Below are 21093 nucleotides of genomic sequence, written 5' to 3' on the forward strand. Positions count from 1 at the left end.
GATGGTGCGCATGCCCGAGCTCAGCCACCGCCGCCGACAGCTGGTGCTCGCGATCTGCTGCATGAGTCTGCTGATCGTGAGCCTGGACGTGACCATCCTGAACGTCGCGCTGCCCGCGATGCAGACCGATCTGCACGCGTCGACCTCCGGTCTGCAGTGGACGATCGACGCGTACACCCTGGTCCTGGCCTCCCTGCTGATGCTGGCGGGCTCCACCGCCGACCGCATCGGCCGCAAGCGGGTCTTCATCGCCGGCCTGGTGGTCTTCAGCCTCGGCTCCCTGCTCTGCTCCCTGGCGCCCGGTCTGAACGCGCTGATCTGGTTCCGCATGATCCAGGCGGTCGGCGGCTCGATGCTCAACCCGGTCGCCATGTCGATCATCACCAACACCTTCACCGAGCCGCGCGAGCGCGCCCGGGCGATCGGCGTGTGGGGCGCGGTCGTCGGCATATCGATGGCCGCGGGGCCGCTGATCGGCGGGCTGCTCGTGGACTCGGTCGGCTGGCGGTCGATCTTCTGGATCAACCTGCCGGTGGGCCTGGCCGCGCTGCTGCTCACGCTGAAGTTCATCCCCGAGTCGCGTGCGCCCAAGGCCCGCCGTGCCGACCCGGTCGGCCAGCTCCTGGTGATCGCCCTGTTCGGCTCCCTGACGTACGCGATCATCGAGGCGCCGGACTCCGGGTTCACCTCGGTCCTGCCCTTCGCGGTGCTCGCGCTGGCCGCGCTCGTCGCGCTGCTCTGGTACGAGCCTCGGCGCGACGAACCCCTCATCGACCTGCGCTTCTTCCGTTCGGCGCCGTTCAGTGGGGCGACGGTGATCGCCATCAGCGCGTTCTCGGCGCTGGGCGGCTTCCTGTTCCTGTCCACGCTGTATCTGCAGAACGTGGTGGGTCTTGACGCGCTGCACGCCGGTCTGTGGATGCTGCCGATGGCTGTGCCCACGTTCCTGTGCGCGCCGATTTCGGGGCGGCTGGTCGGTAGTCATGGGCCGCGCATATCCCTGCTGATCGCGGGGACGGCGATGACGGCCAGTGCGGTGATGTTCGCGGGGTTCGAGGCGGAGACGTCGGGCGTCTCGCGGTTCATCGGGTACGCGCTGTTCGGGATCGGGTTCGGGTTCGTGAACGCGCCGATCACCAACACGGCGGTGTCGGGGATGCCGCGCGCTCAGGCGGGGGTTGCGGCGGCCGTGGCGTCCACGAGTCGGCAGTTGGGGCAGACGCTCGGGGTTGCGGTGGTCGGGGCGGTGTTGGCTTCCGGGGTGTCGGCGTCGTCGTACAAGGAGACGTTCGTGTCTGCTGCTCGGCCCGGGTGGTGGATTCTGGTGGCGTGCGGGGTGGCTGTGCTGGTGCTCGGTGCGGTTACCAGTGGGGTGTGGGCGCGTCGGACTGCTGAGCGTACGGCTGAGAAGTTGTCGTCTGTTGAAGTACGCGAAGCGGCGGGGATCAGCGCTTAGTTTTCGAGTGCGGGTGCGTCGTGGCTGGTCGCGCAGTTCCCCGCGCCCCTAAAAGCAAAACCCTCACCTGGCCTGCGCTAGGGCGTGCAGGCTCTCCAGTCGGTCTCTCGACTCGGCGTCCGCGGGAGCGTACGTCACCATCCTCGGTCCCCTCGCCGGGCCCAGCCACAGGTCGGTGTGGTCGACGGTGATGCGGCCCACGTGGGTGTTGCGGAACTCCTTGCGGCGGGGGCTGGCGCCCATGACCTCGTGGCGGTCCCAGACCTCGCAGAACTCGGGGGACGTGCGCAGGCGCTTGAGGAGGGTCTTCCAGGTGGGGTCGGCCAGGTGGTCGGCCATCGAGCCCCGGAAGCGGGCGGCCATGAGGCGCTGGCTCTTCTCCAGGTGCACGATCGACGACCGCCACTCCTCGTGCGTGTAGGAGAGGATCATGCAGTTGCGGTCCTCGAGCGGTACCGCGTCCATGTCACAGAGCAGCATCCCGTAGGTGCGGTTGTAGGCGAGGATGTCGTACCTGCTGTTCTGCAGACAGGCAGGGATCGGGTCCAGCTGGTCCAGCATCGCCTGCAGGGCGGGCGTGACGACCGCGCAGCTCGTGGCCGGCTGCGGGTCGATCGCACCGGCCAGCTGGAAGAGGTGGGAGCGTTCGCTGCTGTCCAGGAACAGGGTGCGGGCGAGGGCGTCCAGCACCTGTACCGAGACCTGGATGTCCCTCGCCTGTTCGAGCCACGTGTACCAGGTGACTCCGACCGCGGCGAGCTGCGCGACCTCCTCGCGGCGCAGGCCGGGTGTACGGCGCCGGGTGCCGCGCGGGAGGCCGACCTGCTCGGGGGTGATGTGCTCACGGCGGTGGCGCAGGAACGCGGCGAGCTCATGCCGCCGGACCGTCGACGCGGTCTGCGGAGCACCCGCGGCCTCGGCCGTCGCCTCTGTCACCGTCTCCTGTGCCATCGTCGTCATCACCCCAGTCTGCCGCTGTACGGAGCCTGTTTCCAGGTAGTCGTGCTACCAGGATAAGGACACTCTGGTACCAGTCTCCCGGGAGGCGCACGCTCGTCAGCGTGACCGAAACCATCGCTTCCCGCACCGTCAGATCCCCGGCGGCGGCACCCGTGCTCAGCGGCCTCGGACTGTTCACGGTGCTGCTGGCCGCGGCGCTGCCCCTCATCGACTTCTTCATCGTGAACGTGGCCCTGCCGACCATCGGCAAGGACCTCTCGGCGAGCGAGGCCGTCCTCGAACTCGTCGTCGCCGGCTACGGAGTCTCGTACGCCGTACTGCTCGTCCTCGGCGGCCGGCTCGGCGACCTGTTCGGGCGCCGCCGGCTGTTCCTGGGCGGGATGGCCGCGTTCGGGCTGACCTCGCTGGCGTGCGGGCTCGCGCCCACCGCGTGGACGCTGGTCGCGGCGCGGATCGCGCAGGGCGCGGCGTCCGCGGCGATGCTCCCGCAGGTCCTCGCCACCATCCAGTCCGCCACGCAGGGCCAGCGCCGCGCCAAGGCCATGGGCCTGTACGGCGCGACCGCCGGCCTCGCCATGGTGGCCGGCCAGATCCTCGGCGGGGTCCTGGTCGCCGCGGACATCGCCGGTACCGGCTGGCGCGCGGTGTTCCTGGTGAACGTGCCGGTCGTCGTCATCGGCCTGTTCCTGGCCGCCAAGGTCGTCCCGGAGACGCGTTCCCAGCACCCTGAGCCGATCGACGTGCCCGGCACCTTCCTGCTCGGCGCGTCCCTGCTGGCCCTGCTCGTGCCGCTGACCGAGGGCCGGGCGGCGGGCTGGCCGCTGTGGACGTGGCTGTCGCTGGCCGCGTTCCCGGGGCTCGCGTCGGCGTTCTACGCCGTGGAGCGCAGGGCGGACCGGCAGGGCCGTACGCCTCTGGTGCCGCCGAGTCTGCTGGCGCTGACCTCGCTGCGGCGCGGGCTGGTGATGATCCTGCCGTTCGCGATCGGCTTCAGCGGGTTCATGTTCGTGATCGCGGTGGCGTTGCAGAGCGGCGCGGGTCTCGGCCCGGTCGCGGCGGGCCTCGCGCTCGTCCCGCTGGCGGTGACCTTCTTCCTCGCCTCGCTCGCCGGGCCGCGCCTGGTGGCCCGGTACGGCACGCGGGTCGTGACCGCCGGTTCGGTCATACAGGCGGTGGGTCTGGGGCTGATCGTGCTGGCCGTGTGGCGCTCCTGGCCGCACCTCGGGTTCGTCGAACTGCTCCCGGGCGCGGCCGTCGCCGGCGCCGGTCAGGCGCTCCAACTCCCCATCATCTTCCGGATCATCCTGTCCGAGGTCCCGGCCGCCCGTGCCGGTGTGGGCGCCGGGGTGATGGTCACCACCCAGCAGTCCGCGCTGGCGCTGGGCGTGGCCACGCTCGGCACCCTCTTCCTCTCCCTGGTCCCGGGGATGGGCATGCGGGACGCCCTGGCGACAACGCTGTTGGCGCAGTTGGCCGGGGTCGTCCTGACCGGGCTGCTCAGCCTGCGGCTGCCGCGCACGATCGGGTGACATACCGGAGGACATACGGACGACATGCCGCACGACACCCGGGATGTCATGTTCACAGCTTGGACAACTCGGCGTGAATTGAGCCCTGTTGATGTTGGTCTTGCTGCACACTCTGTGCCGGAGGCGAGACATCATGCTGGAGATCAACACGAGCAAGGTGAGCCGCTGGGACCAGCACGGACGCGAGCACGTCGTCCGGGTGCTGCGCACCGGCGCGAAGCGCACGATCAGCTGCGACACGTGCGGCTGGAAGAAGAGCGCCCAGTTCCTGCCCTGGCTGAAGGCGGAGGAGCATCTGGCCGAGGAGCACCAGGCGACGGTGGATCCGTCCGCGGGCTGAGCGGGGAGCGATGAGTTCGCGGGGCGAGGAGAGTCGTATCCGACGTATGCGATACGACTCCCCGGACCGGAAGGCCGACCGATGAGTTCTCTCCACGACACCCTGCGGCGACGCGTCGACGACGGCACCGTGCCGGGGGCGGTGGGCCTGGTGGCCCGCGGCGACGACGTCGAGGTGGTCGCCGTCGGCTCCGTCGACGTCGAAGGCACCGCCCCGATGGCTCGCGACTCGATCTTCCGGATCGCCTCGGTCAGCAAGCCGGTCGCGGCGGCGGCGGTGCTGGCGCTGGTGGAGGACGGGCGTCTCGCGCTGGACGCGCCGGTGGTGGAGTGGCTGCCGGAGCTGGCGAAGCCGACGGTGGTCCGCAGGCCGTCCTCGCCGGTCGAGGACGTGGTTCCGGCGGAGCGTCCGATCACGGTCGAGGACCTGCTGAGCTTCCGGGCCGGCTGGGGCTTCCCGGACGACTTCTCCCTGCCGGCCGTCCAGGCGCTGCTCGCGTTCCAGCAGGACGGCCGCGCGCCCTACCTCCAGCCCGGCCCCGACGAGTGGCTCGCCGCCCTGTCCCGGATCCCGATGGTGCGCCAGCCGGGCGCCGCGTGGCTGTACAACACCTGCTCGGACCTTCAGGGCGTCCTGGTCGCCCGTGCCTCGGGCTCGTCGTTCCCCGACTTCCTGGCGGAGCGGTTCTTCGGGCCGCTGGGCATGCCGGACACGGGGTTCATGGTCCCGGAGTCGAAGCGGGCCCGCTTCACCACCGCCTACACCCCGGGCGGGCAGGGCGCCCTGGAACAGGCCGACACCCCGGACGGCGGCTTCAGCCGGCCCCCGGCCTTCCCGTCGGGCGCCGGCGGCCTGGTCTCGACGGCCGACGACCTCCTGGCCTTCGGCCGGATGCTCGCGAACGCCGGCGCGGCGCCGGACGGCACCCCGGTCCTCTCCCCCACCTCCGTGAGCCGCATGACCACCAACCACCTCACCGCCGCCCAGCGCGACGCCGCCACCCTCTTCCTGGAGGGCCAGGGCTGGGGCTACGGCGGCCAGGTCGACGTCGCTCCGGTCGACCCGTGGAACGTCCCCGGCCGCTACGGCTGGGTCGGCGGCACCGGCACCGCGGCCCACGTGGTCCCGCCCACGGGCACGGTGACGGTCCTGCTGACCCAGGTGGCGATGACGAGCCCGGTACCGACAGCGCTGATGCGGGAGTTCTGGGGGTGCGCGGCGGGGCGCTGACGCTCTCGGCTCGCCGTCGCGGCCGGCACGACCTGCTCCCCGGCCGTCACCGTCAAAGTGAACTGACCGGAACCCAGGGCCAGTTCACCGCAGCGCGCGGGGCAAGAGGTCCAGCGTCAGCCGCGCAGACCCCGCACCAACAGCTCCACCATCTCCCCGAACTCCCCCTCCACGCCCGGCTTCTGCCACTCCCGCGCGTAGGACGGGTCGTGGAAGCGGCCGGTGGCCTGGAACACCGTGCGGGCGGCGACGGCCGGGTCGGCGACCGTGAAGGCGCCGCTCTCGATTCCCGCGCGGACGATCGTGGTGAGCTGGCCGGTGAGTTCGTCGATGTGGGCGCTGACCACCTCGCCCGCCTCCTCCGCTAGGACCGAGTACGTGGCGAAGAGTTCGGGGTCGCCGCCCGCCTTGCGCCGCTTGGCCGCGAACAGTCCCGTGAGCCAGTCCCGCAGGCGGGTCTCCGGGTCCTGGTCGGTCCCGGTGACGATCCCGGACAGCGTCTCTGCCGTCCGGTCCAGCCACCGCTGGGTCACCGCCTCCCGCAGCGCGGCCTTCGTGCGGAAGTGCCGGTAGACGGTGCCATGGCTGACGCCGAGCGCGCGGGCCACGTCGACCACGGTGGCCTTCGCCGGGCCGTGGCGGCGCAGCACCTCCTCGGTCGCTTCGAGGATGCGCTCGGCGGTCAGGGTCTCGCTCGGTGCCATGACGGAGACCGTACCCGCAGGCCGGATCAGTGCTCGCTGTCGAGGTGCGCCATCATCGCCGACGGGTAGCGGTCGCCCACCGCCGCGTCCGCCGGTACGGCCGCCTCGATCGCCGCCAGGTCCGCCGCGTCCAGGACGACGTCCAGCGCGCCCAGCGACTCCGCGAGCCGCTCCCGGGTGCGCGCGCCGACCAGCGGCACGATGTCCTCGCCCCGCGACAGCACCCAGGCGATGGCGAGTTGGGCGACGGAGACGCCCTTCTGCTCGGCGAGCTTCCGCAACTGCTCGACCAGGCCCAGGTTGTGCTGGAGGTTCTCGCCCTGGAAGCGCGGCGAGTGCGCCCGGAAGTCGGTCGCGCCGAGCTGCCGGTCGGACGTGAAGTGCCCGGAGATCAGCCCGCGGGACAGCACGCCGTAGGCGGTGACGGAGATGCCCAGCTCGCGGGTGACCGGCAGGATCCGGTCCTCGATGCCGCGCGTGATCAGCGCGTACTCCAGCTGCACATCCGCGATCGGCGCGGTCGCGGCGGCCCGGCGGATCGTGTCGGCGCCGACCTCGCTGAGCCCGATGTGCCGGACGTAGCCCTGCTCGACCAGTTCGGCGATCGCGCCGACCGTCTCCTCGACGGGTACGCCGGGGTCGACCCGGGCGATCCGGTACACGTCGATGTGGTCGACGCCGAGGCGCTGGAGGGAGTACGCGGCGAAGTTCTTCACGGCGGCGGGCCTGCCGTCGTACCCGGACCAGCCGCCGTCCGGGCCACGCAGCGCCCCGAACTTCACGCTGGTGAGCGCCTGTTCGCGCCGGGCGGCGGGGGCGGCGCGCAGGGCCTCGCCGATCAGCATCTCGTTGTGACCCATGGCGTAGAAGTCGCCGGTGTCGAGGAGCGTCACGCCCGCTTCGAGGGCGGCGTGGATGGTGGCGATGGACTCGGCCCGGTCCGCGTCGCCGTACAACGCGGACATGCCCATGCAGCCGAGGCCGAGGGCGGAGACCTGGGGGCCGGTGGTTCCGAGAGTGCGCGTGGGGATCGTCATGCATGCCACCCTGGCATGACAGATGACAGATTTCAATATCTGTCATTCCAACTCCCATTTCCACGGGCGAGCAACGCGGTCCATACCTCTTGACGAAAGGTCTGGACCACGCGCACTGTCATGCCTACGACACCTCACCGCACCCCCACCGGGAGGCCCGTATGCTCCGTCGACTCCTCACCGCCGCCCTCACGACGGCCACGCTCCTCATCCCGCTCTCCATAGCCACCGCCCCCACCGCATCCGCCGCCGACACCTGCGCCGTGAAGTCCCGCCCCGCCGGCAAGGTCCTCCAGGGCTACTGGGAGAACTGGGACGGTTCCGCCAACGGCGTTCATCCGCCCTTCGGCTGGACCCCGATCACCAACTCCGCGATCGCCACCCACGGCTACAACGTGATCAACGCGGCCTTCCCGGTCATCCGTTCCGACGGAACGGCCCTCTGGGAGGACGGCATGGACACGGGCGTGAAGGTGGCCACGCCGGCGGAGATGTGCGCGGCGAAGGCCTCCGGCCAGACGATCCTGATGTCGATCGGCGGCGCGGCCGCGGGCATCGACCTCAGTTCGTCCACGGTCGCCGACAAGTTCGTCTCGACGATCGTCCCGATCCTGAAGAAGTACAACTTCGACGGCATAGACATCGACATCGAGACGGGCCTGGTCGGCAGCGGGAACATAGGCCAACTCTCCACGTCCCAGGCCAACTTGATCCGCATCATCGACGGCATCCTCGCCCAGATGCCATCCAACTTCGGCCTGACGATGGCCCCGGAGACCGCCTACGTCACCGGCGGCAGCATCACGTACGGCTCGATCTGGGGCGCGTATCTCCCGATCGTGAAGAAGTACGCGGACAACGGCCGCCTGTGGTGGCTCAACATGCAGTACTACAACGGCAGCATGTACGGCTGCTCCGGCGACTCCTACTCGGCCGGCACGGTCGCGGGCTTCACCGCCCAGACCGACTGCCTCAACAAGGGCCTGGTCGTGCAGGGTACGACGATCAAGGTCCCCTACGACAAGCAAGTCCCGGGCCTGCCCGCCCAGTCGGGCGCGGGCGGCGGCTACATGTCACCGTCCCTGGTCTCCCAGGCGTGGAAGCACTACGGCACGAGTCTCAAGGGCCTGATGACCTGGTCCATCAACTGGGACGGCTCGAAGAACTGGACGTTCGGCGACAACGTCAGGTCGCTGCAAGGGCGTTGAGATCCAGGAGATCTAGCGCTCGGTGAGGGCGAGCTTCGCCCCCAGCGCCACGAACGACCCCGCGAAGCTCCGCCGCAGCCATGTCATCACCCTCGGCCGAGAGGTGACGTGGCTGCGGACGGAGGCCGCGAGAACGCCGTACGCGGCGAAGACGACGAAGGTCGCCAGCATGAAGACCCCGCTGAGCGCCAACATCCTTACGGTGGAGTGGGGTTCGTCGGGACTCACGAACTGGGGCAGGAACGCGAAGAAGAAGATCGTCAGCTTCGGGTTGAGGATGTTGATCAGCACGCCCCGGACGATCACGCGGCCCGCGGACAGGGGTGCGCTGTCCTGGTCGACGTCGATCACCGCCTTGTCCTTCGCCGTCACCCACGCCATGTGGAGGAGATAGGCGACACCGGCGTACTTGAGGATCTGGAAGGCGGCGGCACTGGCGTTCAGCAGCGCGGCCAGCCCGACGACGGTGGCCAGCACGTGCGGCACGATCCCGAGCGTGCAGGCGAGGGCCGCGAGGACGCTCGCGCTCCGCCCACGGGAGAGACCGGCGGCCAGGGTGTAGATGACACCGGTGCCAGGGGTGGCGACCACGACAAGGGTCGTGAGGAGGAAGGCGAGGCTCATGAGAGCCAGCCTGGCGGCGCCGCGGACCTCGTGGCAGGTCCACTGGGCCGCCGGTATCGGGGACCAATGACCAACGCCGGACGGGGATTTCCAGCCCGTCCGGCGTTCGACTGTCCACGCGCCGGTCCAGGCAATCTCAGCCCGTCCGGCGTTCTCCGTTCAAACAGACCTAGGCGCCGATCAGCCGCCCGGCCAGGTACCCCTCGATCTGGTCCAGCGACACGCGTTCCTGCTTCATCGAGTCGCGCTCGCGCACCGTCACCGCGTTGTCCTCAAGGGTGTCGAAGTCGACCGTCACGCAGTACGGCGTACCGATCTCGTCCTGACGGCGGTAACGGCGGCCGATGGCACCGGCGTCGTCGAACTCGATGTTCCAGTTCTGACGGAGCGCGGCGGCAAGGCCCTTGGCCTTCGGGGACAGCTCCGGGTTGCGGGACAGCGGAAGCACCGCGACCTTCACCGGGGCGAGCCGGTGGTCCAGGCGCAGCACCGTGCGCTTCTCCAACTTGCCCTTGGCGTTGGGCGCTTCGTCCTCGACGTACGCGTCGAGCAGGAACGCCAGCATCGCGCGGCCGACACCGGCGGCGGGCTCGATGACGTACGGCGTCCAGCGCTCCTGGGCCTCCTGGTCGAAGAAGGAGAGGTCCTGGCCGGAGGCCTTGGAGTGGGCGGTCAGGTCGAAGTCCGTGCGGTTGGCGACGCCTTCCAGCTCGCCCCACTCGTTGCCGCCGAACTGGAAGCGGTACTCGATGTCAGCGGTGCGCTTGGAGTAGTGGGAGAGCTTCTCCTTGGGGTGGTCGTACCACCGCATGTTCTCCTCGCGCAGGCCCAGGCCGGTGTACCAGTTCCAGCGCTGCTCCATCCAGTACTCCTGCCACTTCTCGTCCTCGCCCGGCTTGACGAAGAACTCCATCTCCATCTGCTCGAACTCGCGGGTCCGGAAGATGAAGTTGCCGGGCGTGATCTCGTTGCGGAAGGACTTGCCCATCTGCGCGATGCCGAACGGCGGCTTGCGGCGCGAAGTGGTCTGCACCTGGGCGAAGTTGGTGAAGATGCCCTGGGCGGTCTCGGGGCGCAGATAGGCGACGGAGCCGGTGTCCTGCGTCGGGCCCAGGTGGGTGGAGAGCAGGCCCGAGAACTCCTTGGGCTCGGTGAACTGGCCCTTGTTGCCGCAGTTGGGGCAGTTGATGTCGGCGAGGCCCTTCTCGGGGGCGCGGCCGTGCTTGGCCTCGTACGCCTCCTCCAGGTGGTCCGCGCGGAACCGCTTGTGGCACGCGGTGCACTCGGTCAGCGGGTCCGAGAAAGTGGCGACGTGGCCGGAGGCGACCCACACCTCGGGGGCCAGGATCACGGACGAGTCGATACCGACCACGTCCTCGCGCGACGTCACCATGTAGCGCCACCACTGGCGCTTCAGGTTCTCCTTGAGCTCGACACCCAGCGGCCCGTAGTCCCAGGCGGCGCGCTGGCCGCCGTAGATCTCACTACTGGGGAATACGAAGCCACGGCGCTTGCTCAGGCTGACGATGGTGTCGATCTTGTCGGCGGCCACGGTGCTCTCTTCATGACGAATGGACAATAGGGAGGGGCGGCGCGAAGCGCCTCAATGGGGGGTGGTGGTCGGGAGACGGGCGGGCGAATGCCTCAGGTTACCGGCGCCTCCCGCCCCCGTATCAAATCGGTTCCCTGACCGCAGCTTGTTGACAACGGTTTCCATCTCAGTTGAAAATGACTGTCATGAACGTACGACGACGCCACATATCCGGGATCGCCATAGCCGCAGCCACCACCCTCGGGCTCGGGACCCTCTCCGCCTGCTCCGACAGCGCGTCCGCGGCCAACACGGACAAGTTCGACGTCGTCGCGGCGTTCTACCCGCTGCAGTACCTCGCCGAGCAGATCGGCGGGGACCACGTCCACGTCACCAGCCTGACGAAACCCGGCCAGGAGCCGCACGACCTGGAGATCAGCGCGCAGCAGACCGCCGCGCTCGGGGAGTCCGACGCGGTGCTCTACCTCAAGAATCTCCAGCCCTCCGTCGACGACGTGGTGAGCCAGTCCGGGGTCAAGACGAAGATCGACGCCGCCTCCCTCACCACCGAGGAGAAGCACGGCAACGAGGTCGGCGGCCACGCCGCCTCCCACGACTCCTCCAAGAACGACGAGCTGGCCGGCCTCGACCCCCACATCTGGCTCGACCCGGTGCGCTACGCCCAGGTCGCCGAGGGCGTCGGCAAGGCCTTCGAGAAGGCCGACCCGAAGAACGCGGCCGACTACACGACCAGCACCGCGGCCCTGGTCAAGAAGCTGGACGCGCTCGACACCGAGTTCAAGACGGGCCTCGCGAACACCAGGACCAAGGTGTTCATCACCACGCACGCCGCCTTCGGCTACCTCGCCGAGCGCTACGGCCTCACCGAGGAGGCCATCAACGGTCTCGACCCAGAGTCGGAGCCGAGTGCCGAGCGCGTGAAGGACCTTGAGAAGATGGCGAAGGCCGACGGCGTCACCACGGTGTTCTACGAGACGCTCGTCAGCGACAAGACCGCGAAGACCATCGCCGCGGACGCGAACCTGAAGACCGACGTCCTCGACCCGATCGAGGGCATCACCGAAAAATCCCGCGGCAAGGACTACTTCTCGGTCCAGCGGGCCAACCTCAAGGCCCTGCAGACGGCCCTGGGAAGTAAATGACCAGCACGGAGGACGACTTGATGAGCGAGCCCGTCATATCGCTGCGCGGAGTCCGCGCCGAGCTGGGCTCGCGCCCCGTCCTGCGCGGCATCGACCTCACCGTGCGCCGCGGTGAGGTGGTCGCGCTGCTCGGCGCCAACGGCTCCGGCAAGTCGACCGCGATCCGCACGATCATCGGCCAAGTCCCGATCGACGAGGGCGAGATCGAGCTGTTCGGCCACCCGCGCCGCGCCTTCCGCGACTGGCGGCGCGTGGGTTACGTACCGCAGCGCACGACGGCCGGGGGCGGGGTGCCCGCCACGGTCACCGAGATCGTCGCGTCCGGCCGCCTCTCCCGCGCCCGCTTCGGCCTGCTGCGCAAGGCGGACCACGAGGCCGTACGGCACGCCCTGGAGCTGGTCGGGATGGCCGACCGCGCCAAGGACTCCGTCGACGCGCTCTCCGGCGGCCAGCACCAGCGCGTGCTGATCGCCCGCGCGCTCGCCGCCGAACCCGAACTCCTCATCATGGACGAGCCGATGGCGGGCGTGGACCTGGCCAGCCAGAAGGTGCTGGCGGACACCCTGACCCGTCAAGTCGCCGAAGGCACAACGGTGTTGCTCGTCCTGCACGAACTCGGCCCGCTGGAGCCGCTGATCGACCGCGCGGTCGTCCTGCGCGACGGCTGCGTCCAGCACGACGGCCCGCCCCCGCGCGCGCTGGGCCAGCACGCGCTGCCCGGCCACGACCACGTACACCCGCACTCGGCGGACGCCGAACCGATCCGCACGGGACTGCTGAGCTGATGGACATCCTCGACTACGCCTTCATGCAGCGGGCGCTCATCGCCGCCGTCCTCGTCGGCATCACCGCCCCCGCGATCGGCATCTACCTGGTCCAGCGCCGCCAGCCCCTCATGGGCGACGGCATCGGCCACGTCGCGATGACCGGCGTGGGCCTCGGCTTCCTGCTGAACGCCTCCCCGGTCTGGATGGCCACCGCCGTCTCCGTGCTCGGCTCGGTCCTCATGGAACTGATCCGCTGGTACGGCAAGACCCGCGGCGACATCGCCCTCGCGATGCTCTTCTACGGCGGTATGGCGGGCGGCGTGATGTTCGTCAACCTCGCCCCGGGCGGCTCGAACGCCAACCTGAGCTCGTATCTCTTCGGCTCCCTCTCGACGGTGTCGCAGTCCGACGTCACAGCGATCGGCATCCTCGCCGCGTTCGTGATCGTGGTCACGCTGGGGCTGCGGCGGCAGCTGTTCGCCGTGAACCACGACGAGGAGTTCGCGCGGGTCACGGGCCTGCCCGTGCGTGCCCTGAACCTGCTGACGGCGGTCACCGCGGCCGTCACGGTCACCGTCGCGATGCGGGTCGTGGGCCTGATCCTGGTGTCCGCGCTGATGGTGGTGCCGGTCGCCGCCGCGCAGCAGCTCACCCGCAGTTTCGGGGCGACCCTGGCGATCGCGGGCGTGATCGGCGTGACCGTGTCGGTCAGCGGCACCGTCACCTCGTACTACCAGGACGTGCCGCCCGGCGCGACGATCGTGCTCCTGACGATCGCCGCCTTCATCGCGCTGACCGCGCTGGCGACCCCGCTGGCGAGGCGCCGGGCCCGGGCCGCGGCCGCCGCGCGCCCCGCCGGGGATCCGGTGGAGTGCGCGATTCCAGCCACCCGGGGGGCCGCCGACGAGGTCGGTGTCTGACCATGCACAGCCCGGGCTGGCACAATGGCTCGGCAAAGTGCAGACGTGAGGAGGCAACGGTGACGACGGCCGGCCCGCCCGTAAAGGGACGCTCCACCCGCCAGCGTGCCGCCGTGTCGGCGGCGCTCAACGAGGTCGACGAGTTCCGCAGCGCCCAGGAACTCCACGACATGCTCAAGCACAAGGGTGACTCGGTGGGCCTGACCACGGTCTACCGCACCCTCCAGAACCTCGCCGACGCCGGCGAGGTCGACGTCCTGCGCACGGACGAGGGCGAGTCCGTGTACCGCCGCTGCTCCACGGGCGATCACCATCACCACCTGGTGTGCCGGGTGTGCGGCAAGGCGGTGGAGGTGGAGGGCCCTGCCGTGGAGAAGTGGGCTGAGGCGATCGCGGCGGAGCACGGGTATGTGAACGTGGCGCACACGGTGGAGATCTTCGGGACCTGTGCGGATTGCTCCGCAGGTTGAGCAGGAATCGTGCGGGCCGGTGGGGGCTGGTCGCGCAGTTCCCCGCGCCCCTTGGCGGCGCTGCCGGGAACGCTTGTTCAGACTCGGGGGAGTTTGGTGTTCAGCAGGGCTCGTAGGCGGTTCACGTCCTGCGGGGTCGGCGCTCCCTGCTTGACGATGACCATCGCGCAGGCTCCGATCCTGTCCGGGCTGCGGAGCACGAAGCAGTGGTCCGTCTCGGCGTAACTGCCGTAGTTGGCCCAGGACATGCGCGAGTCCATGTGTGCGCTGACCGTGCGCACGCCCTCCTCGGCGACGGTCACCCGCATCACGCCGTGGTGCTGGTTGGCCCGCAGCAGTTGGCGGGCGGTCATGCCGGGGACCCGGAGCATCAGCAGCGGCCAGGCGATGAGCGCCATGCCGGAGGCGAAGCCGATGCCGTCGCCGCCCGCCAGGCCCGCGGTCAGCACAAGCACGCCCAGCACCATGACGGCCGCGAGGAAGACGGGGTGGTGGACGAACCCGGCCCGGCCGCGCTTGCGGAACAGCAGCCGGACCGCCTCGGTCATGTCCTCCAGCCGGAGTTCGTACTCCAGCACCACGTCGCTCACGCGTTGCTCGACGCTCTGTGCCTGCTCCATCACGGCCCCTCCCCGTTGCTGCGGTGACGAGCCGTGATAGTAACCCCGGAGTCTGACAGGGGTGTTACTCGTTTCCCCGCATCGCCTGTTCCATCGCGAGCAGCTTCTCGTTCGGCACCGCTCCGCCGAACCGCCGGTCCCGCTGGGCGAATTCGACGCACGCGCGCCACAGGTCACGCCGGTCGAAGTCCGGCCACAGCACGTCCTGGAAGACCATCTCGGCGTAAGCGCTCTGCCAGAGAAGGAAGTTGGAGGTGCGCTGCTCGCCGCTGGGGCGCAGGAACAGGTCCACGTCCGGCATGTCGGGGTAGTAGAGGTACTTCGCGAGGGTCTTCTCGTTGACCTTGGACGGGTCGAGTCTGCCGGCCTTCACGTCCTCCGCCAACGCCCGTGCCGCGTCGCCGATCTCGGCCTGGCCGCCGTAGTTCATGCAGAAGTACAGCGTGAGCGCGTCGTTGTCCTTGGTCTGCTCCTGCGCGATCTGGAGCTCCTTGGCGACCGACCGCCACAGCTTGGGCATACGGCCGACCCACCGCACCCGGATACCGAGTTCGTCGAGGGTGTCGCGGGACTTGCGGATGAAGTCGCGGTTGAAGTTCATGAGGAAGCGCACCTCGTCGGGCGACCGCTTCCAGTTCTCGGTGGAGAAGGCGTACAGCGAGATCGCGCCGACACCCATCTCGACGCCGCCCTGCAGCACGTCCAACACCCGCTCGGCACCGACCTTGTGGCCCTCGGTGCGCGGCAGCCCCCGCGCCTTCGCCCACCGCCCGTTCCCGTCCATGACGATCGCCACGTGCTTCGGGATCAGCTCACCGGGCAGCTTCGGTGCGGTGGCCCCCGACGGGTGCGGCTCCGGCGCCTTGTACTCGCGCCGCTGGCGCCCCAGGATCCCGCGTACGGCCATGTGCTTCTCGTCTCCTCTGTCTACGACCTACGACCTACGACCTACGACAACTTGCTACGGCCTGCTACGACTTCTCCACGTACCGCAGTGAGCGGAGCCCGCGTTCCAGATGCCAGTGCAGATAGGCGGACACCAGCCCGCTGCCCTCCCGCACATGCCGCGCCTCGCACGCGTCCGCCGTCTCCCAGTCTCCCGTAAGCAGCGCACCGAGGAGTTCCAGGGCCTGCGGCGAGGGTACGACGCTCCCGGCCACCCGGCAGTCCGCGCAGACGACCCCACCCGACGCCACGGAGAAGAAGCGGTTCGGCCCCGGCATCCCGCACCTCGCGCAGTCACCGAAGCTTGGCGCGTAACCGTTGACCGCGAGGGAACGCAGCAGGAACGCGTCGAGGATGAGATGCGGAGCATGCTCACCGCCTGCCAGCGTCCGCAGCCCGCCCACCAGCAGCAGATACTGCTGTACGGCGGGCTCGCCCTCGTGGTCGGTGAACCGCTCGGCGGTCTCCAGCATGGCCGTACCGGCGGTGTACCGCGCGTAGTCGGCGACGATCCCGCCACCGTACGGAGCGATGGTCTCACTCTGGGTGCACAACGGCAGCCCGCGGCCGATCAGTTCGCTGCCCCGCGCGAAGAACTGCACGTCCACATGGGAGAAGGGTTCCAGCCGGGCACCGAACTTCGACTTGGTCCGCCGCACCCCGCGCGCCACCGCGCGTACCCGCCCGTGACCCCGGGTGAGCAGCGTGATGATCCGGTCCGCCTCACCCAGCTTCTGGGTGCGCAGCACGATGCCGTCGTCGCGGAACAGACTCATGCCGCCCATTGTCCCCTACGGCTCCGCGGCGCCACGACGCTTCAAGGCACCTCACCTCGGCTGCGGGCGTTCGCGTACGCGGTCGCCGCGCTCAGCCGCTCGGCCGGGGTCGCGTCCCGCACGGCGGCCGGCTCGACGTCCCACTCCCGCCCGCCGCCGTACGGGCGCAGCTGAACATAAGGCCCCTCATGCCCCATGACGATGCCCACTCTCCCGTTACGGGTATCCACGGCGACCGATCCGACAGGCGGCTTCATCGCTCTCCTCGCACCCGAATCCGGAATTCCATCAAGGTGTCCTTCGCCTCCCAGCAGTGTGCCCACACCTGGTTCCCCTCCCTTTTCGACTTTCACGCTTCCCGTCTCCAGGGCACCCCTCGTCCCCCTACACTCGGCAGGAGTCTGTCGACGGCAACTGCGGTGCGGACCAAGGGGGTTGGGTGTGTCTGCCCATTCGAACAGGTAATTCGGAAACCGCAGAAGGACCTGCTCATCCGGTTTGGCGAGATCCTGAGAACCGCCGGCATCGTCTATACAGATCGTCTATACAGAAGGGTGCTTTCGGCGCCGATTCCGTGAAGGTCGGCGTTGCGGTCAAGCGCGTCCCCGGCCCTCTTCCGACTATGGAACGAGGCTCGAACGGGAACGAGGCTCGAACGGGGGAGGCCACCCATGCCGGTCCGCATCCACTTCACGGACGACGACCTCGCACACATCAGGCTCGCGCAGACACCGGACCCTTTATGGGAAGCGCTGCTGAGCATGCACGTACTCCAGACCAACACCGCGTCGGCGGTCTTCGGCCCCTGGCGGCGGGCGGTACGGCCCGAACTGCCCGCCCCGGTCCGGGAGTTGCTCCGACTCGCACCGCCCCACGGATACTCCCCGGACTTCCTCACCCCGGCGGGCGCGGCCGGCGGCCTGGAGGCGGGGATAGGCGCGCTGCTCTCCACCCCGCGGGGCCGGCTCCGGCACGATCTGCTCGAACTCTCGCGCGCGGGGCGGAAGTTACCGTCCTGGGCGCCGTCGCTGGCCGAGGGCGACGGGGACGCCGTAGCGCATCTCGCACAGGCGCTCCGCGCCTACATCCGGATCGCGCTCGCCCCCTGGTGGAACGGCATCCGCACCCGCCTGGACGCCGAACGCTCGCTCCACGACCGCTTCTTGACGAAGGGTCACCTGGACGGCCTGCTGGGCAGGCTCCACCCCGGCCTCTCCTGGCGGCCACCGGTGCTCGAAGTCAGCGGCCCGGGCGGAGCGGACCGGGACGTACGACTGGACGGCCGGGGGCTGTTCGTCCTGCCGTCGTATTTCTGCTGGCGGTACCCGACTCTCCTGAGGGACCCCACGCTCCCGGTGGTCGTGGTCTACCCCATGGCCCACGACACGGCCGTAGGCCGGACGGCGCGCCCCCGGCCCTCCCTCGGTGCGCTGCTCGGCCAGACCCGCACGGAGGTCCTGGAGTCGCTCGCGGAGCACCACGGCATGACGACCACGGAACTCGCCCACGGCGTGGGCATCGCGCCGGCCACGGCCAGCCACCACGCGGGCATACTGCGCGAGGCGGGCCTCCTGAGCACGTCACGGGCGGGCCAGGCGGTCCTGCACACGCTCACCCCACTGGGCCTGGCCCTACTGGACGGCTAGCGGGTTGATACGAGCCTTGAGCAGGCAGAACTCATTGCCCTCGGGGTCGGCCAGCACATGCCACTGCTCCTCCCCCGTCTGACCGATGTCGGCCCGCCGCGCACCGAGCGCCAGCAGGCGTTCGAGCTCGGCGTCCTGATCGCGGTCGGTGGGGTTGACGTCGATGTGCAACCGGGACTTCCCCGGCTCGGGCTCGTCCCGCCGACTGAAGAAGAGGGTCGGATGCGGCCCCCCGAACCCTTCCGGCGTCCCGATCTCCACCCACTGCCCTTCCTCGCGTTCGAGCACGACGAAGTCCAGGACCTCGCACCAGAACCGCGCCAGTAGTTCGGGGTCACGACACCCGAGCACCAGCTCACCGATACGACTCGCCATGAAAAAACCTGCTCTCAGGGGCGTCCAGCAGTGAAAACAACCTCGCGACCGTACCGGACGATTCGACCACGGTCGAAGGGTTTTCCCTTCCCCGTACGGCGGTTGCGAACCTGAGGCCATGCTGACCGCACTCCGCAAACGCACCGTCCGACTCTCCCTCCTCGCCCTGGCCCCCCTCGCGCTGCTCCTGACGCCGGGAACGGCCCAGGCCACCACCTGCGACGGCGGCTACCAGTTCCACTGGCACTGGAAAGACGACTCGCTCTTCTTCGACACCACGATGGCCAACTCGACCATCACGATCACCCGTTGCTGGGACGGCCAGGGCAACCTGACCAGCGGCACCACGGCCGCGATCTCCAGCACCGAGACCGGCTGGGGCAGCATCAACCAGGCCAAGACGATCGACGGACCCTTCCAGATCACCAACTCCGCCCCGCAGCAGTACCAGGGTTACCTCCCCGAGAAGATCGGCTACGGCGGCAGCCCGCCCGCCGGCGAGGTGAAGGTGACCGTCAGCATCAACTCCAACGGCGACATGTCCGTCAACACCGACCCGCCCCCGTACATCGAACAGGGCACCAGCCCCGGCTTCCTGGCGGACGGGGACTACTCCAGCAGCGACTACGGGCAGGTCGTACCACCGCCGCCCGGGGCGTGACTCCCCTCGGTCTACGGCACGTTGTCCGCGGTGGTCACGGTTGTCGGCGTTGACCGGCGGGGTGGGTGACCGCCCTTCCTCCGTCCGGTTCCGGAGCCGGCTCCGGAACCGGTTCCGGCGTGCGGCCCGGTTCTGTCGCCTCCCACAGCACGTTGAACCGGTTGACCCGTTCCTCCACATGTTCGCGTGTCAGCTTCAGTGTCGTCTTGGCCGGCATGACGTGGATGTCCGGCTCGGTCTCGTAGCAGAGTTCGCCGTCGAAGACGATGAAGTCGTTCAACGAGTTCATCTGGGCCGTCGGTTCCAGCTGGGCCCGGACCGCGATACGCGCGTCGATCCCGAACTTGCGGTGCCTCTCGCAGAGTTGGCGGAGGCTGCCGGTGACTTCCGCCTCGTCGTCGACGAGGAACACCCGCCGGACCTGCACACGCCGTGTCTTGATGGCCGTCTCCTGGGCGGCGAGATAGCGGCGTGCGGGCTCGCTCGACCAGAAGTCGCGGTCCACGGACGTGCTGGTGGCGAAGAGCGTCCGCTTGACGCACTTGGTGAGGTCGATCAGCCACTCGTGGTTCTCGCCGGGGCAGTCCGCCGTGCCGTTGCCGAGGTTCTCCATCAGGAGCGCGAGGCGGCCCAGCTCCTCCTCGGCGAAGGCCTTGACGATGTCCGCGCCCTGCTCGCCGACTTTCGTGTAGCCCAGCACCAGCCGGGTCACCTCGTCGGAGCGCAGCACCGAGCCGTCGACCTTGCTGTACAGCTCCGTCGCCGCGTTGATCTTCGCGAAGCTCTCGTCGACCGCCGCGCGCATCTCGGCGTGATGGCTGGACAGGCTGTCCTTCATGTCCCGGATGCGTCGCTTCTGGCTCTCCTGGACGGCCTCCAGCCGCTCGCCGAAGTCCACGAGCAGTTGCACGATCAGGGTCGCGCAGCCGAGGACGATGGACATCGTCCACTGCCACAGGTCGCCGTCGTTCTCGTTGAGGACGTTGGTCACGAAGAAGGCGGCGCCTCCCGCTAAGATCGCGAAGAGCGTCTTGAGGAACAGCTTTGATCTGCGCTGCACCTGGTCCTGCTGCGGTACGGACCGCAGGCCGCCTGCCCCTGGTGTCGTCACTCCGTTCATGTGAACCTCTCCCCCGTCGGATATGCGGTTCGTGCCGCCCTGTCAGCGCGTGCTCAGCGCCTGGTGCAGCAACGGGATTGCCTGTATGGCCAGTTGGTCCCGGATACGCTGGCGAAGGTTCTCCCATTGGCGGCTGAAGCCCGGTTCCCGCTCCAGTACGTCCCACAGGTGTCCCAGCGTGCGGTCCACGTGCGCGCGCGGCATCCACAGATGCAGCAGGTGATCGACGGCCGGTCGCAGCGCCAGGACCGCCGCGGGCCCGTCCGCCGCACCGAGCCGGCTGTTCTCCAGCATGTGCACCACCGTCGTCAAAAGCCAGTCGTGCAACGCGAGGTCTTCGCAGAGCCCCGCGACCGCGGCCGCCTCGATGCCTTCCGGCACCCTCAACTCCACTGTCCGCAGGCCGTCTTCGGCCAGCGTGAAGCGGTCCAGTGACGGCCCTTCGCCCTCCGGCGCCTGCCGTGCGGCCCAACGCAGGTGTGTGCGGCGGGACTTGAAGGGCGCCTTGTGGTCGAGGAGGGGGTGGCGCACCAGCTGCGCCAGCAGTCCCTCGGCGATCATCCCCAGGTCCAGTTCGCCGCGCCCGCCACCGCGCAACACGCCCTCCGCGGTGGCCTGTTCGGGCAGTTTCCCGAACGGCTCGACGACCCCGGGGCGGACCAGGTAGTGCCCCCAGGGCCAGCGTACGTCGGGTCCGGCGGCCGGGGCGCTGAAGTAGGCGGTGGACTGGAGGACCCGGCCCTCGGTGAGTGCGGCGCGGGTGACGACCGTACCGACGGCCCTGACCTTGGCGCCGTTCGAGGTGGGCAGCCGGCAGTCCACGCCCGTGAGGACCTCGGGCGAGAGGGCGTAGAGATTGGGCCGCTCGGAGACCCGGACGTGTTCGTCGGCGCGCAGCCGCAGGAGTTGGGCGGCGGTGCGTCCGTCCAGTGCCTGGAAGGAGGGCAGCAGACCGGTGCGCACCTCGCCGCAGGCGAGGACCGAGCGCGTCTGCCGGCCGGGGGTCGTCAC

23 protein-coding genes are annotated in these 21093 nt (G+C 69.5%); 11 read left to right on the top strand and 12 right to left on the bottom strand.

The genetic code is table 11. The annotated features are described in order from the left end of the window. The first annotated feature begins 10 nt into the window (after window positions 1–10). Window positions 11–1456, top strand: coding sequence for an MFS transporter (locus tag ACGFY9_RS18515; protein WP_393755331.1), 1446 nt, complete (start codon window positions 11–13; stop codon window positions 1454–1456). A gap of 63 nt (window positions 1457–1519) precedes the next feature. Here the strand turns inward: ACGFY9_RS18515 and ACGFY9_RS18520 are convergent, their stop codons facing one another. Next, window positions 1520–2416: a helix-turn-helix transcriptional regulator gene (locus ACGFY9_RS18520; RefSeq protein WP_393755333.1), complete on the bottom strand. Its 897-nt coding sequence runs from the start codon at window positions 2414–2416 to the stop codon at window positions 1520–1522. A 101-nt stretch (window positions 2417–2517) separates the two neighbouring features. Here ACGFY9_RS18520 and ACGFY9_RS18525 point away from each other — a divergent pair, with 101 nt between their 5' ends. From ACGFY9_RS18525 to ACGFY9_RS18535, 3 genes are all read left to right on the top strand, one after another. Beyond that, on the top strand, window positions 2518–3945 hold the full coding sequence (locus tag ACGFY9_RS18525) for an MFS transporter (RefSeq protein ID WP_393755335.1): 1428 nt from the start codon (window positions 2518–2520) through the stop codon (window positions 3943–3945). Window positions 3946–4078: 133 nt separating this feature from the next. Further along, a complete protein-coding gene (locus ACGFY9_RS18530; protein ID WP_393755337.1) occupies window positions 4079–4285 on the top strand; it encodes a hypothetical protein in 207 nt (68 codons plus the stop codon). A gap of 81 nt (window positions 4286–4366) precedes the next feature. Continuing rightward, on the top strand, window positions 4367–5515 hold the full coding sequence (locus ACGFY9_RS18535) for a serine hydrolase domain-containing protein (RefSeq protein WP_393755339.1): 1149 nt from the start codon (window positions 4367–4369) through the stop codon (window positions 5513–5515). A 116-nt stretch (window positions 5516–5631) separates the two neighbouring features. On the opposite strand, the gene ACGFY9_RS18540 is transcribed toward ACGFY9_RS18535, so the two are convergent. Next, window positions 5632–6219 carry a TetR family transcriptional regulator gene (locus ACGFY9_RS18540; protein WP_393755340.1) on the bottom strand — a complete coding sequence of 196 codons (588 nt, stop codon included), beginning with the start codon at window positions 6217–6219 and terminating at the stop codon, window positions 5632–5634. A gap of 26 nt (window positions 6220–6245) precedes the next feature. Continuing rightward, window positions 6246–7256, bottom strand: coding sequence for an aldo/keto reductase (locus tag ACGFY9_RS18545; RefSeq protein ID WP_393755342.1), 1011 nt, complete (start codon window positions 7254–7256; stop codon window positions 6246–6248). Between the two features lie 161 nt (window positions 7257–7417). Between ACGFY9_RS18545 and ACGFY9_RS18550 the strand changes: the two genes are divergently transcribed. Further along, window positions 7418–8464, top strand: coding sequence for a chitinase (locus ACGFY9_RS18550; RefSeq protein WP_393755344.1), 1047 nt, complete (start codon window positions 7418–7420; stop codon window positions 8462–8464). 12 nt (window positions 8465–8476) lie between these two features. Here the strand turns inward: ACGFY9_RS18550 and ACGFY9_RS18555 are convergent, their stop codons facing one another. Beyond that, the gene (locus ACGFY9_RS18555) at window positions 8477–9088 is read right to left on the bottom strand and encodes a LysE family translocator (protein ID WP_393755346.1); all 612 of its coding nucleotides are present in this window, start codon (window positions 9086–9088) and stop codon (window positions 8477–8479) included. Between the two features lie 169 nt (window positions 9089–9257). After that, window positions 9258–10640: a glycine--tRNA ligase gene (locus ACGFY9_RS18560; RefSeq protein ID WP_393755348.1), complete on the bottom strand. Its 1383-nt coding sequence runs from the start codon at window positions 10638–10640 to the stop codon at window positions 9258–9260. Between the two features lie 185 nt (window positions 10641–10825). Between ACGFY9_RS18560 and ACGFY9_RS18565 the strand changes: the two genes are divergently transcribed. The 4 genes from ACGFY9_RS18565 to ACGFY9_RS18580 are packed head-to-tail and all read left to right on the top strand — an operon-like array spanning window position 10826 to window position 13939. Further along, window positions 10826–11782 carry a metal ABC transporter substrate-binding protein gene (locus ACGFY9_RS18565; RefSeq protein WP_393755350.1) on the top strand — a complete coding sequence of 319 codons (957 nt, stop codon included), beginning with the start codon at window positions 10826–10828 and terminating at the stop codon, window positions 11780–11782. Window positions 11783–11799: 17 nt separating this feature from the next. Beyond that, window positions 11800–12567, top strand: a complete 768-nt coding sequence (locus ACGFY9_RS18570) for a metal ABC transporter ATP-binding protein (protein WP_393755944.1) — start codon at window positions 11800–11802, stop codon at window positions 12565–12567. After that, window positions 12567–13469: a metal ABC transporter permease gene (locus ACGFY9_RS18575; protein WP_393755352.1), complete on the top strand. Its 903-nt coding sequence runs from the start codon at window positions 12567–12569 to the stop codon at window positions 13467–13469. The genes ACGFY9_RS18570 and ACGFY9_RS18575 overlap by 1 nt, the downstream gene beginning before the upstream one ends. A 59-nt stretch (window positions 13470–13528) precedes the next feature. Then, window positions 13529–13939 carry a Fur family transcriptional regulator gene (locus tag ACGFY9_RS18580; protein ID WP_393755354.1) on the top strand — a complete coding sequence of 137 codons (411 nt, stop codon included), beginning with the start codon at window positions 13529–13531 and terminating at the stop codon, window positions 13937–13939. A gap of 77 nt (window positions 13940–14016) precedes the next feature. On the opposite strand, the gene ACGFY9_RS18585 is transcribed toward ACGFY9_RS18580, so the two are convergent. The 4 genes from ACGFY9_RS18585 to ACGFY9_RS18600 form a co-directional block, all read right to left on the bottom strand. Beyond that, on the bottom strand, window positions 14017–14559 hold the full coding sequence (locus tag ACGFY9_RS18585; RefSeq protein ID WP_393755356.1) for a YcxB family protein: 543 nt from the start codon (window positions 14557–14559) through the stop codon (window positions 14017–14019). 64 nt (window positions 14560–14623) lie between these two features. Next, window positions 14624–15466 carry an isoprenyl transferase gene (locus tag ACGFY9_RS18590; protein ID WP_393755357.1) on the bottom strand — a complete coding sequence of 281 codons (843 nt, stop codon included), beginning with the start codon at window positions 15464–15466 and terminating at the stop codon, window positions 14624–14626. 64 nt (window positions 15467–15530) lie between these two features. Then, window positions 15531–16280, bottom strand: a complete 750-nt coding sequence (gene recO / locus ACGFY9_RS18595) for a DNA repair protein RecO (protein WP_393755358.1) — start codon at window positions 16278–16280, stop codon at window positions 15531–15533. A 41-nt stretch (window positions 16281–16321) separates the two neighbouring features. After that, window positions 16322–16537, bottom strand: coding sequence for a hypothetical protein (locus ACGFY9_RS18600; protein ID WP_327404223.1), 216 nt, complete (start codon window positions 16535–16537; stop codon window positions 16322–16324). A gap of 414 nt (window positions 16538–16951) precedes the next feature. On the opposite strand from ACGFY9_RS18600, the gene ACGFY9_RS18605 reads away from it, so the two are divergent. Further along, window positions 16952–17926, top strand: coding sequence for an ArsR/SmtB family transcription factor (locus ACGFY9_RS18605; RefSeq protein WP_393755359.1), 975 nt, complete (start codon window positions 16952–16954; stop codon window positions 17924–17926). Here ACGFY9_RS18605 and ACGFY9_RS18610 read toward each other — a convergent pair. Beyond that, window positions 17912–18301 (bottom strand): VOC family protein, encoded by a 390-nt coding sequence (locus ACGFY9_RS18610; RefSeq protein ID WP_393755361.1) that lies wholly within the window; start codon window positions 18299–18301, stop codon window positions 17912–17914. The two genes, ACGFY9_RS18605 and ACGFY9_RS18610, sit on opposite strands and share 15 nt — an antisense overlap. Window positions 18302–18419: 118 nt before the next feature. Here ACGFY9_RS18610 and ACGFY9_RS18615 point away from each other — a divergent pair, with 118 nt between their 5' ends. Then, window positions 18420–18962 carry a hypothetical protein gene (locus ACGFY9_RS18615; RefSeq protein WP_393755362.1) on the top strand — a complete coding sequence of 181 codons (543 nt, stop codon included), beginning with the start codon at window positions 18420–18422 and terminating at the stop codon, window positions 18960–18962. 34 nt (window positions 18963–18996) lie between these two features. On the opposite strand, the gene ACGFY9_RS18620 is transcribed toward ACGFY9_RS18615, so the two are convergent. Together ACGFY9_RS18620 and ACGFY9_RS18625 are read right to left on the bottom strand one after the other, a co-directional pair. Further along, window positions 18997–20082, bottom strand: coding sequence for a hypothetical protein (locus ACGFY9_RS18620; RefSeq protein ID WP_393755363.1), 1086 nt, complete (start codon window positions 20080–20082; stop codon window positions 18997–18999). Between the two features lie 42 nt (window positions 20083–20124). Beyond that, complete coding sequence (locus ACGFY9_RS18625) at window positions 20125–21093, bottom strand: SCO2521 family protein (protein WP_393755365.1); 969 nt, start codon at window positions 21091–21093, stop codon at window positions 20125–20127.

The sequence above is a fragment of the Streptomyces sp. NPDC048504 genome (assembly GCF_043200035.1).
GTDB lineage: Bacteria > Actinomycetota > Actinomycetes > Streptomycetales > Streptomycetaceae > Streptomyces.

Excerpts from the sequence above, each read along its gene's own strand:
- ACGFY9_RS18600 (WP_327404223.1), bottom strand. The coding sequence starts at position 16,537 with ATGAAGCCGCCTGTCGGATCGGTCGCCGTGGATACCCGTAACGGGAGA.
- ACGFY9_RS18515 (WP_393755331.1), top strand. The coding sequence starts at position 11 with ATGCCCGAGCTCAGCCACCGCCGCCGACAGCTGGTGCTCGCGATCTGC.
- ACGFY9_RS18565 (WP_393755350.1), top strand. The coding sequence starts at position 10,826 with ATGAACGTACGACGACGCCACATATCCGGGATCGCCATAGCCGCAGCC.
- ACGFY9_RS18520 (WP_393755333.1), bottom strand. The coding sequence starts at position 2,416 with ATGACGACGATGGCACAGGAGACGGTGACAGAGGCGACGGCCGAGGCC.
- ACGFY9_RS18530 (WP_393755337.1), top strand. The coding sequence starts at position 4,079 with ATGCTGGAGATCAACACGAGCAAGGTGAGCCGCTGGGACCAGCACGGA.
- recO (WP_393755358.1), bottom strand. The coding sequence starts at position 16,280 with ATGAGTCTGTTCCGCGACGACGGCATCGTGCTGCGCACCCAGAAGCTG.
- ACGFY9_RS18590 (WP_393755357.1), bottom strand. The coding sequence starts at position 15,466 with ATGGCCGTACGCGGGATCCTGGGGCGCCAGCGGCGCGAGTACAAGGCG.
- ACGFY9_RS18540 (WP_393755340.1), bottom strand. The coding sequence starts at position 6,219 with ATGGCACCGAGCGAGACCCTGACCGCCGAGCGCATCCTCGAAGCGACC.
- ACGFY9_RS18575 (WP_393755352.1), top strand. The coding sequence starts at position 12,567 with ATGGACATCCTCGACTACGCCTTCATGCAGCGGGCGCTCATCGCCGCC.
- ACGFY9_RS18545 (WP_393755342.1), bottom strand. The coding sequence starts at position 7,256 with ATGACGATCCCCACGCGCACTCTCGGAACCACCGGCCCCCAGGTCTCC.
- ACGFY9_RS18585 (WP_393755356.1), bottom strand. The coding sequence starts at position 14,559 with ATGGAGCAGGCACAGAGCGTCGAGCAACGCGTGAGCGACGTGGTGCTG.
- ACGFY9_RS18615 (WP_393755362.1), top strand. The coding sequence starts at position 18,420 with ATGCTGACCGCACTCCGCAAACGCACCGTCCGACTCTCCCTCCTCGCC.
- ACGFY9_RS18610 (WP_393755361.1), bottom strand. The coding sequence starts at position 18,301 with ATGGCGAGTCGTATCGGTGAGCTGGTGCTCGGGTGTCGTGACCCCGAA.
- ACGFY9_RS18535 (WP_393755339.1), top strand. The coding sequence starts at position 4,367 with ATGAGTTCTCTCCACGACACCCTGCGGCGACGCGTCGACGACGGCACC.
- ACGFY9_RS18605 (WP_393755359.1), top strand. The coding sequence starts at position 16,952 with ATGCCGGTCCGCATCCACTTCACGGACGACGACCTCGCACACATCAGG.
- ACGFY9_RS18620 (WP_393755363.1), bottom strand. The coding sequence starts at position 20,082 with ATGAACGGAGTGACGACACCAGGGGCAGGCGGCCTGCGGTCCGTACCG.
- ACGFY9_RS18555 (WP_393755346.1), bottom strand. The coding sequence starts at position 9,088 with ATGAGCCTCGCCTTCCTCCTCACGACCCTTGTCGTGGTCGCCACCCCT.
- ACGFY9_RS18550 (WP_393755344.1), top strand. The coding sequence starts at position 7,418 with ATGCTCCGTCGACTCCTCACCGCCGCCCTCACGACGGCCACGCTCCTC.